The organism is Acinetobacter sp. SW-226, assembly GCF_055632855.1.
The window spans coordinates 765922-782097 of the sequence record NZ_CM145752.1 but is presented as its reverse complement, the minus strand read 5'-3'; the positions used below and the strand labels follow the sequence as shown (position 1 = coordinate 782097).

At 43.9% G+C, this 16176-nt stretch carries 14 protein-coding genes; 1 reads left to right on the top strand and 13 read right to left on the bottom strand.

The genetic code is table 11. The features are described from left to right. Window positions 1–2: 2 nt before the first annotated feature. The 12 genes from nuoM to ndhC all read right to left on the bottom strand — a co-directional run bounded on the left by nuoM (window position 3) and on the right by ndhC (window position 13554). The gene (nuoM, locus tag ACZ8ZH_RS03690) at window positions 3–1610 is read right to left on the bottom strand and encodes an NADH-quinone oxidoreductase subunit M (protein WP_171327429.1); all 1608 of its coding nucleotides are present in this window, start codon (window positions 1608–1610) and stop codon (window positions 3–5) included. Window positions 1611–1617: 7 nt separating this feature from the next. Further along, window positions 1618–3507 carry an NADH-quinone oxidoreductase subunit L gene (gene nuoL, locus ACZ8ZH_RS03685; protein ID WP_119063182.1) on the bottom strand — a complete coding sequence of 630 codons (1890 nt, stop codon included), beginning with the start codon at window positions 3505–3507 and terminating at the stop codon, window positions 1618–1620. Next, a complete protein-coding gene (gene nuoK, locus ACZ8ZH_RS03680; RefSeq protein ID WP_004695395.1) occupies window positions 3504–3812 on the bottom strand; it encodes an NADH-quinone oxidoreductase subunit NuoK in 309 nt (102 codons plus the stop codon). The genes nuoL and nuoK overlap by 4 nt, the downstream gene beginning before the upstream one ends. Then, window positions 3812–4330, bottom strand: coding sequence for an NADH-quinone oxidoreductase subunit J (gene nuoJ, locus ACZ8ZH_RS03675; protein WP_171264408.1), 519 nt, complete (start codon window positions 4328–4330; stop codon window positions 3812–3814). The genes nuoK and nuoJ overlap by 1 nt, the downstream gene beginning before the upstream one ends. After that, a complete protein-coding gene (gene nuoI, locus ACZ8ZH_RS03670) occupies window positions 4330–4872 on the bottom strand; it encodes an NADH-quinone oxidoreductase subunit NuoI (RefSeq protein WP_004651038.1) in 543 nt (180 codons plus the stop codon). Before nuoI ends, nuoJ begins: the two co-directional genes overlap by 1 nt. A gap of 16 nt (window positions 4873–4888) precedes the next feature. After that, window positions 4889–5896, bottom strand: a complete 1008-nt coding sequence (gene nuoH / locus ACZ8ZH_RS03665) for an NADH-quinone oxidoreductase subunit NuoH (RefSeq protein ID WP_086208149.1) — start codon at window positions 5894–5896, stop codon at window positions 4889–4891. Between the two features lie 3 nt (window positions 5897–5899). Then, window positions 5900–8581, bottom strand: coding sequence for an NADH-quinone oxidoreductase subunit NuoG (gene nuoG / locus ACZ8ZH_RS03660; RefSeq protein ID WP_119063183.1), 2682 nt, complete (start codon window positions 8579–8581; stop codon window positions 5900–5902). Window positions 8582–8592: 11 nt separating this feature from the next. After that, window positions 8593–9927: an NADH-quinone oxidoreductase subunit NuoF gene (nuoF, locus tag ACZ8ZH_RS03655; RefSeq protein ID WP_119063184.1), complete on the bottom strand. Its 1335-nt coding sequence runs from the start codon at window positions 9925–9927 to the stop codon at window positions 8593–8595. Beyond that, the gene (gene nuoE / locus ACZ8ZH_RS03650) at window positions 9924–10433 is read right to left on the bottom strand and encodes an NADH-quinone oxidoreductase subunit NuoE (protein WP_004695385.1); all 510 of its coding nucleotides are present in this window, start codon (window positions 10431–10433) and stop codon (window positions 9924–9926) included. The genes nuoF and nuoE overlap by 4 nt, the downstream gene beginning before the upstream one ends. Before the next feature lie 14 nt (window positions 10434–10447). Then, window positions 10448–12235 (bottom strand): NADH-quinone oxidoreductase subunit C/D, encoded by a 1788-nt coding sequence (gene nuoC, locus ACZ8ZH_RS03645; RefSeq protein WP_086208153.1) that lies wholly within the window; start codon window positions 12233–12235, stop codon window positions 10448–10450. Between the two features lie 86 nt (window positions 12236–12321). Next, on the bottom strand, window positions 12322–12999 hold the full coding sequence (locus ACZ8ZH_RS03640; protein ID WP_004695382.1) for a NuoB/complex I 20 kDa subunit family protein: 678 nt from the start codon (window positions 12997–12999) through the stop codon (window positions 12322–12324). Between the two features lie 6 nt (window positions 13000–13005). Then, on the bottom strand, window positions 13006–13554 hold the full coding sequence (ndhC, locus tag ACZ8ZH_RS03635) for an NADH-quinone oxidoreductase subunit A (RefSeq protein WP_086208154.1): 549 nt from the start codon (window positions 13552–13554) through the stop codon (window positions 13006–13008). Between the two features lie 511 nt (window positions 13555–14065). Between ndhC and ACZ8ZH_RS03630 the strand changes: the two genes are divergently transcribed. After that, window positions 14066–14422 (top strand): hypothetical protein, encoded by a 357-nt coding sequence (locus tag ACZ8ZH_RS03630; protein WP_086208155.1) that lies wholly within the window; start codon window positions 14066–14068, stop codon window positions 14420–14422. A gap of 55 nt (window positions 14423–14477) precedes the next feature. Here the strand turns inward: ACZ8ZH_RS03630 and bfmS are convergent, their stop codons facing one another. Continuing rightward, window positions 14478–16142: a sensor histidine kinase BfmS gene (gene bfmS / locus ACZ8ZH_RS03625; RefSeq protein WP_086208156.1), complete on the bottom strand. Its 1665-nt coding sequence runs from the start codon at window positions 16140–16142 to the stop codon at window positions 14478–14480. Window positions 16143–16176: the final 34 nt, after the last annotated feature.

Sequence of the window (16176 nt, the reverse complement as noted above, 5' to 3'; positions counted from 1 at the left end):
ACTTATTGCATCTCCACATTTTCGAGTTGAACAGTTGCTTGACTTGCAACGTCAACGACTTCTTGTACAGGAATGTAGCTGTTTGCTAACCACGCCATGCTTGAATTTGAAATATCAAGGAAGCTTTGTGGATATAGACCCAGCCATAACAGACCGAAAGCACAGATTAACAAGATCACTACTTCACGCGCATTTAAGTCTTTCAATGGGTTGTTGTAGTGCTGTTGTTGTTCTTCGTTCGGTGTACCAAACAATGCTTTGTGGATCAGAATCAAGCCATAAAGACCTGCAAATACTAAGCTTACAGCTGCAAGAATAGTAAACACTGGGAATTTTGCATAAGAACCCATCAGGATCAGGAACTCACCAATGAAGTTACCTAGACCCGGAATACCCACAAGCGCCGCCACGAAGAACATGAGGAAGAATGCAAGATATGGGAACTGACCACGCATACCGCCCATCAAACGCATATCGCGTGTATGAACACGCTCGTACACTTGACCACACATAATGAACAATGCAGCAGATGACAAGCCATGTGCCAACATCATGATCATCAAACCTTGGAAGGTTAAAATGTTACCTGCGTAAATCGCAAGTAAAACAAAGCCCATGTGTGAAATCGACGTGTACGCAAGTAAACGTTTCATATCGGTTTGCTGGAAAGCACACCAAGCACCGTAGAAGATACCGATCAAACCGAAAATGATCGCGATATCTGCAAACTGTGCAGAAGCCGCTGGGAAGAATGGAATCACAAAACGAAGTAGACCGTATGCAGCCGTCTTAATCAAGATACCTGCAAGGTCAACCGAACCCGCTGTAGGTGCTTGTGCATGCGCATCTGGTAACCAGCCGTGTAATGGGAAAACTGGAAGTTTTACCGCAAAACCGACAAATAAACACAGCATGAATGCATAAGCAACGGTAGGTAATTCTTTGTCTAAAGTGTTGGCTACAGCTAATAAGTAGTTGTAATCAAAACCGATCATACCTGTCATCATGTAACCATAAACCACGAGGCCTAGGATACCGATCAACATAATAAGACCAGCGACTTGCGTATAGATAAAGAATTTGGTTGCAGCGTAAACACGTGATTTACCTTCTGCCCCTTTATGACCCCAAAGCGCGATCAAAAAGTAGATAGGTACAAGCATCATCTCCCAGAAGAAGAAGAACAAGAACATGTCAATCGCTAAGAAGACACCGATCACACCACCCAAAGACCATAAAAGGTTTAAGTGGAAGAAACCAACATTCTTTTGAATTTCACCCCAAGAACAGCCGACAGCCAACACACCTAAAAGTGCCGTTAAGCCCACCATTAATAGAGATAGGCCATCCACCGCTAAGTGGATGTTAATGCCTAAAGTTTGAATCCATGGCAACATGAATTCAGCAGACCACGATGGCACTTTCGCGCCAAGTTCGTAGTTAAATGTACCTGTTTGCCACAGTGCAATGGTTAAGCCCAAAGTAATGAGCATACCAATCAGCGCAATATAACGCGGCAGTTTGTCGTCGAGTTTGTCGACTAACCAACAAATAAAACCAGCAATGAACGGAACTAAGATCAGCGCGGGTAGAATCCAGTTGTTTGTGATTTCCATCTTATTTCCCCACGATCTGAGTTACGATCAAGACCATTAGCAATACAAAGATACCTAATGCCATGCTTGATGCGTAATCACGCAATGAACCTGTTTGACGTGAACTTGTGAAGCTATGTCCACCCTTCACAATAGCAGGCAAGACTAACCACAAGCGATCAATTGGATCACGACCTAAAATCTTCGCAATAAGCAAATATGGTTTCACAAAAACAATGTCATAGAGCGCATCGAAACCTAGCGCATTACGGCAAATGTTTGCAAGACCTGCACCGAATGACGTTTTAGCAAAGCTTTTCACAGCACTATAAGCAAATGCAAATAACACCACACCAATCGCTAAACCAACCAATGCAATACCAACAGCAGTCCATTCAGCGCTGTGCATGCCATGTTCTAATGCTTCTGGGATTACAAATGCTGGGATTTTTGCTGCATTTAAAATGCTTTCTACAGGTGCTTTAAGTACCGCACCAATGAAAGTTGAAAGTACTGCAAGAATACCCAAAGGTCCCCAGTATGTGATGCCTTTAATCGCATGATATGGGGTATTTTCTTTACCAAAGAACACAACCCAAATCAGACGGAATGTGTAAATCGAGGTTAAGAATGCACCTGCTACACCCGCCCAGTATAATGAGTTATACACTGCGATTGATTCACCTTGAACCCAAACTGCACCCAAGATCGCGTCTTTCGAGAAGAAGCCCACGGTGATATATGGAATCGCGGCTAATGCACCGCCACCAATGGCGAAACACATAAATAGGAATTTATTCTTGTAGAACAAACCGCCCATCTTGAAGATGTTTTGTTCGTGGTGATAAGCCAAAATCACTGCACCTGAAGACAAGAATAACAATGCCTTGAAGAATGCGTGAGTCAGCATGTGGAATAGACCTGCTTGGTAAGCTTCAGCACCCACAGCCATAAACATATAACCGAGCTGACTCATTGTAGAGTAAGCCAAAATACGTTTGATGTCGGTTTGAACCAATGCAGCAAAACCAGCCACTAACAAGGTTACCGCACCTGTGATTGAGATAAACATCATCACTTCTGGCGCCATTTCAAACACGGTATGCATACGGCAGCACAGGTAAACACCTGCAGTTACCATCGTTGCAGCGTGGATCAATGCAGATACAGGTGTAGGACCTGCCATCGCATCAGCCAACCATGTTTGTAATGGGATCTGTGCAGATTTACCTGCTGCACCCAAGAACAACATGAGTGCTGTCCAAATGGTTAAAGATGAACTTTGTGTCATCACTGTTGGTGCAGCTGCAACCACTTCCGCAATGTTTAATGTACCGAACTGTTGGTAAATTAAGAACAAAGCGATCAGTAAGAACACATCACCGATACGTGTTACGGTAAATGCTTTAATTGCTGCAAAACCATTTGCAGGGTTTTGGTAGTAGTAACCAATCAGCAAGTAAGAACATAGACCCACGCCTTCCCAACCTAAGAACAATAACGCTAAGTTATCGCCCAATACGAGCAGCAACATGCTAGCAACGAATAGGTTGAAATAAGAGAAGAAACGTGCAAAGTCTTCTTCACCACGCATGTACCATGACGCAAAGATGTGAATTAGGAAACCCACACCCGTCACCATACCCATCATGAGCAGTGATAAACCGTCAAGATGTAAGCTAATGCCTGGGCTTAGATTACCGACATTGAACCATGTCCACAGATGTTGAACATAAGTCACTTTGCCGTTATTAACAAAGTCTAGACCAGCGATCAAAGCAACCAATGCAGAAAGGCCAACTGCCCCCACACCAATAATGGCAGCAACATTTTCAGGAAGCTTGTTGCGACCTGCCGCTAAAAGGACAAAACCAATGAGCGGGAATAATACTGTTAAATATAAAAAACTCATCCGCGCATCTCACTAGCAGCATCCACATCCAAGTGATGGAAGCGATGGTAGAACTGAAGGACGATCGCAAGACCAATACAAGCCTCTGCCGCAGCAAGCGTTAAGATCAAAATAAACATGATTTGTCCGTCTGGTTGTACCCATGCACTACCAGCCAAAACAAACGCAAGCGCTGCTGCGTTCATCATGATTTCAAGGCTCATTAACATAAATAATAGATTGCGTCGCACCATCACACCGTAAAAACCCAGTGCAAAAAGGATGGTTGCAACAATCAAACCATGTTCTAAAGGGATGTTGCCCATTATTGTTTGTCCTCTTCTGCACCTGGTTCACGTTTACCAAGATGGAATGCTGCAACCAATGCAGCAAGCAATAACATGGCAGCAACTTCAACCAATAATAAATAGTGAGTAAAGAGTGCTTGGCCAACGACTTTTGGACCCACAACTTCGGTACCCATAGCTGGGCCAGCCACTGTGTAGTCAGAGCCGAGCATCCACACCAACACCAAGCCCATTAAGAAGCTCATGAGTGCTGGATATGCCCAAGCAGACGATGTTAACCATTTACGCTCTTGTTCAACGGTATGTTGACCAAGGTTTAACATCATCACTACGAATACGAATAACACCATGATCGCGCCTGCATAGACGATGATCTCAAGCGCGCCAGCAAATGGCGCACCCACGATCATAAACATGCCTGCAACTGCAAGAAGTGACACGATCAAGCTCAATAAAGCGTGTACAGGATTCGCGTTGGTCACAACACGAATCGTAGAAACGATGGCCACAAGTGCCATCAAATAAAATGGCCACATCATGGTAATAAGCTCCGTACATCAACTGGTGCGCTTTCACGCTGCGCTTGACCTTTGTCTTTTCCAGTTACAGCCATACCTGTTACACGGTAGAAGTTGTAGTCTGGGTATTTACCAGGACCTGAAATGAGTAAGTTTTCTTTCTCGTATACCAAGTCTTGACGAACGTATTCACCCAACTCGAAATCTGGCGTCATTTGAATTGCAGTCGTCGGACATGCTTCTTCACACATACCGCAGAAAATACAACGTGAGAAGTTGATACGGAAAAACTCCGGATACCAACGACCATCTTCCTTTTCTGCTTTTTGTAGTGAAATACAGCCAACAGGACATGCAACTGCACATAAGTTACACGCAACACAACGTTCTTCACCATCTGGGTCACGTGTTAACACGATACGACCACGGAAACGTGGTGGAACAATTTGTTCGGCTGGCACTTCTGGGTAAAGAATGGTGTCACGTTTACGTGTCACGTGTGAGAAAACCATCCACAGTGAACGTACGATTGACCCGAACCCAGCTAGAATTTTATACATTTTATTCTCCCTGCCCTTACCACAGAATCACTGCGCCAGTAACTAATAAGTTAACTAACGCTAATGGTAAGCAAATCTTCCAACCAAAGTTCATCACTTGGTCATAACGTGGACGCATAAGTGAACCACGAGCCAAGACAAACATCATCACAAAGAATGCTGTTTTGATAATGAACCAGAATACGGGTGGAACGAACGGAATGTCGATGTTAAATGGCGCTAACCAACCACCGAAGAATAGCGTGACGATCAATGCAGAGATCAGAACCACGTTGACATATTCTGCAACGAAGAACATCCCCCATTTCATACCACCATACTCGACGTGGTAACCTTCCGCCAATTCTTGTTCTGCTTCTGGTTGGTCAAATGGGTGACGGTGAGTAACCGCAACACCTGCAACCACGAAGATTAAGAAACCTAAGAACTGTGGAATAACAAACCATACATCTTTTTGTGCTTCTACAATTTCACGCATGTTGAATGAGCCTGCAATCGCAACCACACCCATCAATGAAATACCCAAGAACACTTCATAAGAAATGGTTTGTGCTGCTGAACGTAGACCACCGAGCAATGCATATTTGTTGTTTGATGACCAACCACCAAACAATACGGCATAGACTGCAATACCGGCCATTGCCATAAAGAACAATAGGCCAATGCTCATGTCTGACACACCTAAGTATGGTGATACAGGAATAACCATGAACGACAGCACCGCTGTTGCCATGGCAACAGCAGGAGCTAAACGGAAAGTCAATTTGTCAGCAAACTTTGGTGTCCAGTCTTCTTTGAACATGATTTTCAGCATGTCAGCAACGATCTGGAACATCCCCCCAGGACCTACACGGTTGGGACCATAACGGTCTTGCCATAAGCCCAGTAAACGACGCTCAATAAAAGACATCAACGCAGCGATGAGTACTACAACGAGTAAAATCACAATCGCTTGAATGACTGAGTAGGCAATTGGCCAGTTCTCAGCCCAAAGCGGCGTTTGACGGATTAATTCTTGTTGCATGAATTACGCTCCTACCGCGACTGATACAGGCTCAGCAAGTGAAACCGTAGGTGCAAGACCAACTGGATAACCAATATAACCTGTAGGTAAATAATCAATCACTTGAACTGGAAGTACAATCGAAGTCTCACCTGCTTTCACAGTGATTTTTTGACCATCTTGAACATTCAAACGAGTTGCATCTTGCTCACCCACTGCAAAGACTGCTTCAGGAATACGCGACTCCATTGCAGGTGTTTTCACAGTAAATTCACCAGAAGCAAAAATGTGATGCATTGGCACTAAACGGAAGCTATCAGGGTTTGCAACCACAACCGCAGGAGCTACGAAAGTACGTGCTGGACGCTTCGCTAAACGATCGAATAAACGCACACCCGAATCACCACCTTTTAAGTGACCACCGACGTTATCTTGGAATTTGTTCCAAGCTTGCGGTGAGTTCCAACCTGCTGACCATGCAAATGGTACCAGTGGAGACGGCGTCTGGTTCCCGACATAGCCTTCCATAGAGAAGGTTAATGCAGAGTCGATATCTGTCGGTTGTTTCGGTTCATGCACGTTCAATGGTGCACGCATAGAAGTACGACCAGAGTAACGACGTGGTTCACGCGCAACTTTCAAACCATGGACACGGAAGCCCGCATCTGGAGCTACATCTTGAATCGCCTCAAGTGCAGGTACGTTTTTCGCAACTGACTCAATCACGTCATCAAGCAAGGTCCAAGAAATCGCTTTGCCCTTCACGCCAGTTTCAATGGCATGTAACCAGCGCCAAGATTCCTTGATCGCCAGTTCAGGTTTATAGTAGCTCGGGTCATACACTTGGTAGAAACGTTGTGCACGGCCTTCTTGAGAGACCACCGTACCATCACCTTCAGCAAATGACGCAGCAGAAAGTACGATATCGGCTTTCTTGACAGTTTCAGTTTCAGAATGATCTAAAACAATCACTTCTTTATCTGCAAGTGCCGCTTCAACTTGTGCCGCTGGCAAACGACGGAATAGATCATTTTCAACGATCACAACCGTGTCATAGTCTTGTGCAAACACTTGTTCTAAGCTTTGACCACCAAAGATCGCCAAGCCCATAGAGTTCACTTCAGGAACTGTCAGGGTTAAACCAGCATTTCCACCAAGGTTTTGCGCAACTTGTGCAGCAGCTTCCATGATGGATGCATCTTGTAAACTTGTACCTGAAATGATCAGTGGTTTCTTCGCCGCTTTCAGTGTATCTGCAATGTTCTGAGCAAAGGCTTTCGCATCATCCGCCAGACCAAGAATTGCATCACCTTTTACAGCAGCAGCAACAGCAAAACCTAAACGAGCGATGTCGTTTGGAGATGCAACCACTTCACCTGTAGCCACATCAGCTAAGCGTGTTTGCGTTGCAGCGAGGATGAAAATCGGTGATTTGGCATCTTGAGCAATACGTTGTAGCGGTTCCGCCAACCAGTCTTGGGTACGGCGTTCCGCAGCCATTTCTTTGGCTTTGTTTTTCGCCGCTTGACGAACAGACAACGCCATACGTGGCGCAGTTTGCGTTAAGTCCTCACCCAAGATCAACACCGCATCATAGCTTTCGATTTCACGCATACCTGGGTTATATACACCTTCGGTTTGCATAATAGATGCAGCCAATTCAACTAAGTTCTGCTCTTTTTGAGACATACCTGTTGAATAGTGCTCTTGACCAACTAATTCGCGAAGTGCGAAGTTCGACTCAAGTGATGCACGTGGAGAACCAATACCTAAGACTTTTTTGCCTTGAATATTTGCAATCACCGTATCTAAAGCAGTATCTACAGAAACAGTTTCAATGTTTGTAGCATTACGGAACTGTGGTTGACGTGGACGATCTGCACGGTTCACATAGCCTGTCCCAAAACGACCTTTATCACAAAGGAAGTATTGGTTTACATCACCATTAAAACGGTTTTCGACACGACGAAGTTCGCCATAACGCTCACCCGGAGAAATGTTACAACCCGAAGAACAGCCTTGGCATACGCTTGGCGCATACTGCATGTCCCACTTACGGTTATAGCGTTCTGAATGCGTTTTATCAGTAAATACACCTGTAGGACATACTTCAGTCAAGTTACCCGAAAATTCAGACTCTAAAGTACCCGACTCAGGACGACCAAAGTAAACACGTGACGCGCTTGCATATACGCCAAAGTCTGTACCGCCCGCGTAGTCTTTGTAGTAACGAACACAACGGTAACATGCGATACAACGGTTCATTTCATGAGAAATGAATGAGCCTAACTCTTGGTTGTAGTGCGTACGTTTCGTGAAACGGTAACGACGACGGTCGTGTTGAGTCATCACAGTCATATCTTGTAAATGACAGTGCCCACCTTCTTCACAGACTGGACAGTCGTGTGGGTGGTTGGTCATCAAGAACTCAACAATTGACGCGCGGAAGTCTTTCGCTTCTTTGTCTTCAATCGAGATGTAGGTATTGTCAGATGCAGGTGTCATACATGACATGACTAAACGACCACGCGTATCTTCAGGATTCGCGTATTGAGTCACGGCACATTGACGGCAAGAACCGACAGAACCTAAGGATGGATGCCAACAAAAGTACGGGATATCAATACCCAAAGACAAACATGCTTGTAGCAAGTTCTCTGAGCCATTGACTTCGTACGATTTGCCATCGACATGAATTGTAGCCATAGTCGAATTCCTTAAGCTTGTTCTACGTTGCTAGTTTGCGCAGCAGCAGCATTCACCACTTTTGCTTCAAACTCGCCACGGAAATATTTGAGTGCACCCATCAACGGTTCCATTGCACCTGGAGCATGCGCACAGAAAGTCTTACCAATCCAAAGCTTACGAGTAAGCTCTTGTAAGTGATCAATATCTTCTTTCTTACCTGTACCATCTTCCAATGCTTTCAGTGCTTTCACCGCCCACGGTAAACCATCACGACAAGGCGTACAGAAACCACATGACTCACGTGCAAAGAATTCTTCTAAGTTACGTGTCGCTGAAACCATACATTGCGTTTCGTCAACCACCATCAGCAAACACGTACCTAAACGTGAACCTGCTTTCATGATGCTCTCAGCATCCATCGGTAGATCAATATGTTCAGCAGCCAAGAAATCTGTAGATGCACCACCCGGTAACCATGCTTTCAGTTTCAAACCATCACGCATACCGCCTGCATAGTCTTCAATCACTTCACGCGCAGTTGTACCAAATGGAAGTTCCCAAAGTCCTGGAAATTTCACCTTGCCAGATGCACCATAAATTTTTGTGCCCGGATCTTTCGACTTGCCTGCAGATAAACCGATATACCACTCAGGGCCACGCAGCATAATTGCAGGTAGGTTATTGTAGGTCTCTACGTTGTTGACAATCGTAGGACGACCCCAAGCACCAGCAACTTGCGGGAATGGCGGTTTGGTACGTGGGTTTGCACGACGACCTTCAAGCGAGTTAATCAATGCAGTTTCTTCACCACAAATATAACGACCTGCGCCCGTGTGTACATAAAGCTCGAAGTTCCAACCCGTTCCAAGGATGTTATCACCCAAGTAACCTTTGGCACGAACTTGCTCAAGCGCTTCATTTAAGTAAGCAGCCGCTTCAATGTACTCGCCACGAATGAAGATATAACCATGAGTTGCTTCAAGCGTATACGCTGCAATCAACATCCCTTCAATCAATTGGTGAGGAAGTTTTTCCATCAACAAACGGTCTTTAAAGGTCCCTGGTTCCATCTCATCGGCATTACAAATCAGGTAACGTGGCCCTGAGTTGTCATTTGGCGCCATCAAAGACCATTTGATCCCAGCTGGGAAGCCCGCACCACCACGACCTTTCACAGTCGCAGCTTTAATCACTTCAAGCACATCTTTCGGTGGCATGGTGATTGCTTTTTTTAGACCCGCGTAACCTTCAAGCGCTTCGTAATCATCTGCATTACGAACGTGCTCTTGTTTACTCAAACGCCAAGTTAATGGATGCGTTTCTGGGTTACCTTCGCCATAAATTGGTTTTGGTTCGGTATTCATACATACTTCTCCAATAACTGTTTCACTGAAGAAACTTCAACCAAACCGTGAGTGTCTTCATTCACCATCAAGGTTGGGCCTTTGTCACAGTTACCTAAGCAGCAAATCGGCAGCAAAGTAAAACGACCATCAGCAGTCGTTTGACCAAACTGAATGCCTAACTCGCGCTGAAAAGCTTCTGCTAAAGTTTCCGCACCCATCAAGAAACACGCAATCGAGTCACAAAGTAAAATGACGTTACGACCCACGGGTTGACGGTAAATACGGTTATAGAAAGTTGCAACACCTTCCAAATCAGCAACACTGATTGTCAATAACTGAGCAATGGCGTTTAGCTGCGCATCATCTACCCAGCCATTACGGCGTTGTACACACTTCAAAGCATCCAAAGATGCTGCACGTGGGTACGGATAGTGACCAATGTGATGTTCGATTTCATGGATTTCGTCCGTAGTCAAAATCCCTTCAACATTCACGCGTGGCTTTTTATCAGTCAAAATCATCATAATGCGTTTACCCCTTAGCGATCCACGTCAGCCATAACGACGTCAATTGTCGCTAAATAAATGATCAAGTCAGATACCAGACTGCCGTTAATCACAGAAGGCATTTGCTGTAAATGCGTGAAAGTTGGTGTACGAATACGAGTACGGTAACTCATCGTTGACTTATCTGAAGTCAAGTAGTAGTTCGACGCACCTTTGACCACTTCCGCCATTACAGATGCTTCACCTGCAGGCATTACAGGACCCCAAGATACGCTTAAGAAGTGCGTAATCAAGGTTTCAATGTCTTGTAAAGTCTTATCTTTCGGCGGTGGAACAGCCAATGGGTGATCTGCTTTGTATGCACCAGATGGCATGTTGTCTAAACATTGCTTCACGATTTTGAGAGATTCTTCAATTTCACGGAAGTGAACCATCACACGTGCATAAGCATCGCCTTCGTACTCAAGTGGCACATCGAAGTCGTAGTTTTCATAACCGCTATAAGGACGGTATTTACGAACATCAAAATCAATACCAGTTGCACGCAAACCTGTACCAGTCACACCCCAAGCCAATGCAGATTTTGCATCATATTGAGCTACGTTACGCGTACGACCTACAAACACAGAGTTTTTAAGTGCTGCTGTGTAGTATTCATTCATACGTTTCGGCATCCAATCTAGGATTTCACGAATCAGATGCTGCCAATTATTTGGCAAGTCATGCGCTGTACCACCGATACGGAACCATGCTGGGTGCATACGGTAACCAGTGATTGCTTCAATTGCGTCATAGATTTTTTGACGATCCGCAAACATGTAGAAGACAGGTGTCATACCGCCGGCATCTTGAATTGCAGTACCGATGAACAATAAGTGGTTATTGATACGGAACAATTCAGACATCATGACACGGATACATTGCGCACGGTCAGGTACAGTAATACCCGCCATTTGCTCCACACCCATCACATAAGGCATGTTTTGCGCACAACCGCCCAAGTAATCCACACGGTCGGTATAAGGAATGAATGAATGCCAAGTTTGACGTTCGGACATCTTTTCCACACCACGGTGGTGATAACCGATATCAGGCACACAGTCTTTCACTTCTTCACCATCCAACTGCAAGATTACACGGAAAGCACCGTGCGCAGATGGGTGGTTAGGACCTAAGTTAAGGAACATGAAGTCTTCGTCGTCATTTCCACGTTTCATCCCCCAATCTTCAGGTACGAAACGAAGGTGTTCCTGTTCATAGTCCTGCTTCGCTTGGTTCTGCATATACGGTGTATATTCAGTAGCACGCGCAGAATACTCTTTACGAAGTGGATGACCTTCCCAGTATGTTGGCAACAAAATACGACGAAGCATTGGATGCCCTTCGAAATTGATCCCGAACATATCGTAAGCTTCACGCTCGTACCAGTTGGCATTTGGCCAAATGTTGGTTGCCGTTGGAAGATTTACATCATTTTCATTCAACGCAACTTTGATACGAATATCACTATTTCGCTCAAGCGATAACAAGTGATAGAACACAGTAAAGTCAGACGCAGGCAAACCGTCGCGGTGTGTACGTAAACGTTCATCTACCGCAGACAAGTCAAACAGCATCACGTATGGACGTGACACTGTACGCAAGAACATTAAAACTTCTTGTACGCGCGCGCGCTCAACCCAGACTGTTGGAAAGTCTTCAAAAGTCGTTTGCACATAGAAGTTCTCACCAAATTTGGTTTTGAGCTCTTCTACAATTGCAAATGCTGGGCGTGAATCAACTTGCGGTGATTCTGGCATAGCGTTTTCAGTTTCAGCCATTGGCTTGGCTTCCTATTTAATACAAATTCATTCAACCTAAACGACAATTACACCCAAGCCGGGTGCATCAAAATTTATCGTTTAAATTATTTAATTTCATCCATAGAGCGTAAGTTTTTCACTGCAATACGTTCAGCATTCTTACGGTCACGTTCTGGCATCATCTTTGGCTTATATACTGGCTTAAGATCATCACCAATCACGGCAGAAAGTGGACGGCGCTCTAGTTGAATTTGGTCTTGTAACAACATTAATGCTTGGATTAATGCTTCTGGACGTGGTGGGCAACCTGGAATATAAACATCAACTGGGATGATTTTATCCACACCTTGTACAACTGAATAAATATCGTACATACCGCCAGAGTTTGCACATGCGCCCATTGAAATAACCCACTTCGGTTCCAACATTTGTTCATATAAACGTTGAATAACTGGAGCCATTTTGACGAAACATGTACCTGCAACAATCATCAAATCCGCTTGACGAGGTGAAGCACGGATTACTTCGGCACCGAAACGCGACAAGTCATGCACGCCTGTCAAAGTCGTTGCATACTCTACGTAGCAGCAAGATGTACCAAAGTTAAACGGCCAAACTGAGTTCTTACGTCCCCAGTTCACTGCTGTATGTGCCACGTCCTCTAAACGAGTCATGAACACATTTTTATTCACTTCTTCTTCAAGCGGATCCGTTACGATTTGACGCTCTTGAAGTGGATATTGATCAGCATCCGGATTCGCACGGGTTAATGTATATTTCATCCCGAGTTACTCCTTGTCAGACGATTTAGCCGGTGATTTATCTTTCACACGACCAGATGATTGAGCTGGGATTTGACCCGTAGGATCCATAACCAACTCTTCAATTGAATTAAAGCGAGTGATTTCTGCAATGTTCATATTTGGAGAACCAACTTTAGGTTTAATCCCTGCTGCTTTACGCTTGTCTGAAGGCGACCAGTTAAGCGCACCAGTAGACAACTCATAAACCAAACCAACGAGTAAAACTAAAATAAATACTGCTGCTGTTGTAAACCCAACCCAACCCACTTCACGAACAGAGTTCGCCCATGCGTAAAGGTAAAGCGCCTCTAAGTCGAATACGACGAAGAAGATAGCAACCAAATAGAACTTTGCTGATAGGCGGATACGTGCACCACCAGCACCAACCACACCTGATTCAAATTGCTCTTGCTTGGCACGGCCCCATGACTTACCCCCAAGGAGTAATGGAACGGTCAGCATAAAGACGCAAAGAAATGTAACGCCGATCACGAAGGCAATAATTGCCCATTCGTATGGAGTAATGGCACTCATGCGGGGATAACTCCTGGCAGGCCTAATTTATTAACAAAGAATGTATGTATTGGCCTTCAAATACACCAAACACAAAATTAATCCCGCCAATTGTACCCGATTGATGACGTAAGTTGCTAGCTTATAGATATTCGTCTTTAGGATGATTTCTCGTCGTTTTTTGAGATTTTTTCTATGCAAACCCTTTTATTTTAAAACTGATCGTTTTCTTAAATAAAACAGTACTATTCTATTATTTTTCTAAATTTTCATCTTACAGTTGGAATTCACAAACCTGTGGAAGCCCCTCAAATCATTTACACCATCTCTCTACACATGGCAGACCATCTACCAAAACGAGAAAAATCAACCGAACCAACCGTTTTTTTTATTCATCAAACATAGATAAAAGCAAATTAAGTCACTCATATTTTTTGTGTTTATTTGCAAATCAAATCAATCAATAGATGCACTCAGCTTTTTCTTATGCTATTGATATAAATAACCAACAACAAAGAATAAGGAGCACCGAATGAGCCTAGAATTCACCCATAAACCTAATTATTTTTTATTTGCCCAGTTGCTTATTCGCCATGTTGAAAACTATGTCCGTAAACACCCCGATGCCAATAATGCTATTTTTGATTTACGCGACATTTATGAACTTTTTCGTCAAGACAAAGCTTCAGCTACCACCAATCTCGATGGCATTATGAATATTGTAGATGAATACAAAATTGAAACAATCAATGGTGACCAAAAGCTCATTAGCCGCTATGGCATAGATATACAAAACAATTCTCTGCTGATTGACTTTAATGCCAGTGCGCTTGAAAGCCTAAAGCAAGGCAAGCAAATTATTTCTCCTGATGCCACTATTCAAGAATAAAAAAATAATGAAAAAAAAGCACCGAACTTCGGTGCTTTTTCATACCACATAAAAATTAGTTTTTGGTGTCTGTGTTTTCTTTGACATTATATTTCTTTTTAGACTTACTAAAACGATGTGCTGGCCATGTCATGGTAAAACGCGCGCCCCCTAAACTTGGACTTTGATCAACCATTACACGCCCACCAAACCAGTAAGCAATACGACTCACAATTGAAAGCCCCAAACCATAACCACCAGATGCACGAGTCCGACTATCATCTAAACGAGCAAATGCCTCAAAAACACGCTCACGCTCATCTTCGGGAATACCTGGCCCATCGTCTTCCACACAGACATAAGCCATCCCATTTTCATTAATACCACCACTCACCAACACCTGATGGTCACCATAACGTACGGCATTGCCGACTAAGTTTTGCACTACACGATGTAAGTAACGACGTTCAGCTTCAACCTGTAACGTTAAAGGTGGTGCATTTAAGTTGATTTCCTTTTGAGTCTTTAAGGCTTCAGTCTCTACCACCACCTGATCTAACACTTCAAACAAGACAATATTTTCAATATCGAGTGATGGCGTACCTTGCTCTAATTTGGCATAAGTCATAATTTCGTCAATTAAAGTATTTAAGGCCTCAATATCTTTATCAATCATATCAACTTGCTGCAGGCGATATTCATAATCGTCTTCTTCCGCCAACATTTCCATCCCAAAACGGATGCGCGCAACAGGCGTGCGAAGCTCATGGGATACGGCACGCATGAGTTCACGCTGTGCTTCAATCAAACGCTGAATGTGATCGGACATGCTGTTATAACTATTCGCCAGACTCGCCATTTCGTCTTTACCATCGACAGGCAAACGTAAAGTCATATCCCCTGCTTTCATACGGTTCAAACCATAATTAACCTCTCGCAACTTACGTTGCATAGGCACTAGCAAACCATATACCCCTAAACTGAGCACAAACAAACTTAATAAGGTAATCCCTGCTGCAAGCTGAAATGGCATCCAGTTGAAAATAGGTACAGGCCCAAGCACCAACACTTTATTCGGTGAACTTGGCAAAGGAGGAGAAACTATAGAAATGGTTGTACCGCGCACGGAAGCGCTATCGCGATATAAGATCACACTATGATCTAAACGCAATCGACCAATTTGCTCAGACTCAAGCGCAAGATTTTGCACTTCTTCAATATGTACAGGATAAGAGAAATACTTTTGTATTTTCGCTAAATACTCTTCCTCTTGACCTGGGTAATAGACCAAATAATCAAGAATAAAAATCGGGAGTGCTTTCATTTGCAACTCCCCAATTTTATCTACCTTAATATAGAGTAAATGATTTGGGTCATCTTTTAGACCAAGAATCAGATACGCAACTTGCGTTTGCGCATCATAACGTACAGCGGCTTTACGCTCACTAATCCGTTTAGTCTCTGCTCGAGTTAAATTAACTTTACTTGCAGGAATCATATTAATGGGCAGTTCAAGCAGATCAGACGCATCTGAAATCCAGTCTGCTTTTTGCTGCGCGTTGGTTTGACGAGATACACCTTCACTAATAATAAAGGAAATCCCATCTGTTAATGATTCGCGATATTCTTGCACTCGCTGATAATTAATAATTTGCACAAGCAAATACGCCATGAGAGCTACGATAGCAACCAGCACGACTAACCCTGCATAGATACGCAAGAATATACTGTGTTTGAACACTAAAAATGTCCCACTTTAACGAATCAAATAGATG